The sequence below is a fragment of the Bacteroides sp. genome (assembly GCF_052357945.1).
Taxonomy (GTDB): Bacteria; Bacteroidota; Bacteroidia; order Bacteroidales; family Bacteroidaceae; genus Bacteroides.
In genome coordinates, this window is the sequence record NZ_DAWCXD010000266.1 from 1 (window position 1) to 3315 (window position 3315).

Annotated in this window: 4 protein-coding genes; 3 read left to right on the top strand and 1 reads right to left on the bottom strand. The window is 39.4% G+C overall.

The window, feature by feature from the left end:
* The first annotated feature begins 88 nt into the window (after nucleotides 1-88).
* From ACT8YW_RS22560 to ACT8YW_RS22570, 3 genes are all read left to right on the top strand, one after another.
* Complete coding sequence (locus ACT8YW_RS22560; RefSeq protein WP_444107212.1) at nucleotides 89-559, top strand: helix-turn-helix domain-containing protein; 471 nt, start codon at nucleotides 89-91, stop codon at nucleotides 557-559.
* 76 nt (nucleotides 560-635) lie between these two features.
* Complete coding sequence (locus ACT8YW_RS22565; protein ID WP_049702823.1) at nucleotides 636-1412, top strand: dihydroorotate dehydrogenase electron transfer subunit; 777 nt, start codon at nucleotides 636-638, stop codon at nucleotides 1410-1412.
* Entirely contained in the window at nucleotides 1400-2311 is a 912-nt protein-coding gene (locus ACT8YW_RS22570; RefSeq protein ID WP_004312918.1) for a dihydroorotate dehydrogenase, read from the top strand. The genes ACT8YW_RS22565 and ACT8YW_RS22570 overlap by 13 nt, the downstream gene beginning before the upstream one ends.
* A gap of 216 nt (nucleotides 2312-2527) precedes the next feature.
* Here the strand turns inward: ACT8YW_RS22570 and trmD are convergent, their stop codons facing one another.
* A complete protein-coding gene (gene trmD, locus ACT8YW_RS22575) occupies nucleotides 2528-3205 on the bottom strand; it encodes a tRNA (guanosine(37)-N1)-methyltransferase TrmD (protein WP_004312919.1) in 678 nt (225 codons plus the stop codon).
* Nucleotides 3206-3315: the final 110 nt, after the last annotated feature.

Sequence of the window (3315 nt, forward strand, 5' to 3'; positions counted from 1 at the left end):
ATATTTACCTTTGTATTATCAATGATGTAATACGTATTTTTGTGAATCAGGTGCATAACACATACAATTGTAATAAAAAGAAGGTAGTATGGAAATAAAAGACAGAATCAGAATGATAATGGAGAGAGAAAAAGTTCCTCCTAGAGTTTTTGCTGAAACAATCGGAGTACAACAATCTACTCTCTCTCATATTTTAAATGATCGGAATAAACCCAGTTTAGAGGTCGTAATGAAGGTTCATCAAAAGTATGACTATGTAAATCTTGAATGGTTGCTTTATGGAAAGGGCGAAATGATGGTATCTGAAGAAGAGACATCTTTTTCTTCTTCTAATAGCGATTATCTGCCTTCTTTATTCGACGAGAATCTCATAAATTCGTCCAAAGAGTCGGCTATTCCGGAAAATCGCAAGGAAATGCCATTAAGAAACGCTGAAAGTACCCCTAAAGAGATTGTAAAACAAGAGATTAGGTATATAGAAAAGCCTGCCAGGAAAATCACAGAAATAAGAATATTTTTTGATGATAATACCTATGAGACGTTTAGGCCTGAAAAATAAAGAGTAAAATCGGTGGTTTGAGCAATTTCCTGTATCTTTGCACCCGGAATACGAATTTATACTTTTATATCCATACATGAAGAAATTTATTTTAGATCTGACAGTGACCGAGAATATCAGATTGAATGCAAACTATGTATTGCTAAAATTGACGTCTCAGTCATTACTGCCCGAAATGTTACCTGGGCAGTTTGCAGAAATCCGGGTGGACGGTTCGCCTACTACATTCTTGCGTCGTCCTATTTCTATTAATTTTGTAGATAAACAGCGAAATGAGGTCTGGTTTCTGATCCAGCTGGTTGGTGATGGAACAAGACGTCTGGCAGAGGCTAATTCTGGTGATACAATTAATGTGGTGCTTCCGCTGGGAAATGCATACACAATGCCTCAAGAGGCTTCTGATAAGCTCTTATTAGTTGGTGGAGGTGTCGGAACAGCTCCCATGTTGTATTTAGGTGAACAATTGGCTAAAAAAGGCCACAAACCTACGTTCTTGTTAGGTGCCCGTAGCGACAAAGATTTGTTGCAGCTGGAAGAGTTTGCCAAATATGGAGAGGTGTATACTACTACGGAGGATGGTAGCCATGGCGAAAAAGGATACGTAACTCAACATTCTATATTAAATAAGATACGATTTGAGCAGATTTACACTTGTGGTCCTAAACCAATGATGGTGGCTGTGGCAAAATATGCCAAAAGTAATCAGATAGAATGTGAAGTTTCTTTGGAAAATACAATGGCTTGTGGTATCGGAGCATGCTTGTGCTGTGTGGAAAATACGACAGAAGGTCACTTGTGTGTATGTAAAGAAGGTCCTGTTTTTAATATAAATAAACTACTATGGCAGATTTGAGTGTAAACATTGGTGAATTACAAATGAAGAACCCGGTAATGACGGCATCCGGTACATTTGGATATGGTGAAGAGTTCTCTGATTTTATTGATATAACGCGAATAGGTGGTATTATTGTAAAAGGGACAACTCTTCACAAACGTGAAGGAAATCCTTATCCGCGTATGGCAGAGACTCCTTCTGGGATGTTAAACGCTGTAGGACTGCAAAATAAGGGTGTTGACTACTTCGTAGAGCATATATATCCCCGTATAAAAGACATTCAAACGAATATGATTGTAAACGTTTCGGGGTCTGCGATCGAAGATTATGTGAAAACGGCTGAAATCATTAATGAACTTGACAAAATTCCTGCTATAGAACTAAACATCTCTTGCCCCAATGTGAAGCAAGGAGGTATGGCTTTTGGTGTGTCAGCAAAAGGGGCATCAGAAGTAGTGAAAGCAGTGCGTTCTGCTTACAAAAAGACACTTATCGTAAAACTCTCCCCAAACGTTACGGATATCACCGAAATAGCTCGCGCAGCAGAAGAAAGTGGTGCAGATAGCGTGTCATTAATCAATACATTGCTGGGTATGGCGATTGATGCGGAACGTAAACGCCCTATTTTATCAACGATAACAGGAGGAATGTCGGGAGCGGCCGTAAAACCTATCGCATTGCGTATGGTATGGCAAGTTGCTAAGGCGGTAAATATTCCTGTCATTGGTTTAGGAGGTATTATGGACTGGAGAGATGCTGTCGAATTCATGCTTGCAGGTGCGACAGCTATCCAGATTGGTACGGCAAATTTCATAGATCCTGCTGTTACTATCAAAGTGGAAGATGGTATAAATAATTACCTGGAAAGACACGGATGTAAGTCTGTAAAGGAAATTATTGGTGCGCTTGAGGTGTAGTTGGAAACATACAATAACCATTCGCACTAAGTCTGCGAGAAAAATGCTATTTTTCTTTTGAATAAAGGAAGAATAAGCAGGCTGGAAACAGCGGATGAAAAATAAGTCTGTGTTTAACGATTAGCTATCAGCAAGATCTTTATAAACTGAAGGCAAAATAAAAACGACGGTGAGGATTTACATATTCTTCACCGTCGTTTTTATTTACACTTTATTTTATTCTCCCAATAAGTCGGGACGAAGTTTTCTGGTACGTTCCAAGGATTGTTGCAGTTCCCATTCTTTGATTTTTGCTTCATGGCCGGATAAGAGAATATCGGGAACTTTCCATCCTTTATAATCCGCAGGTCGTGTATATACAGGTGCTGCCAGCAAATTATCCTGGAAAGAATCGGAAAGTGCGGACTGTTCATCAGAAATGACTCCGGGGATGATACGTACGATGGCGTCCGCCATCACCGCTGCTGCCAATTCTCCTCCTGTTAATACGTAATCTCCAATGCTGATTTCTTTAGTAATCAGGTGTTCGCGGATGCGGTAATCGATACCTTTGAAATGTCCGCAAAGAATAATGAGATTCTGTGCCAACGAGAGGCTGTTGGCCATCGGCTGGTTGAACTGTTCTCCGTCAGGGGTCGTGAAAATAACTTCATCGTAGTCGCGTTCTGCCTTCAGAGCATTGATGCAACGCTCAATGGGTTCTATTTTCATAACCATTCCGGCAAACCCTCCAAAAGGATAATCATCGACACGGCGATATTTATCTTCGGTATAATCACGCAGATTGTGAATATGTATCTCTGCAAGTCCTTTATCTTGAGCTCGTTTCATGATAGAACAATTGAAGAAACCTTCAATCATTTCGGGTAAAACTGTTATAATATCAATACGCATAATCTTTTAATTTTTCGCAAAAGTACAAATATTCAAAGATAAACATGTATTTTTGCCTTAAACAATCGAAGAAATATGGATATAAAGGAAAAAATAGAGGAATTGCGTGC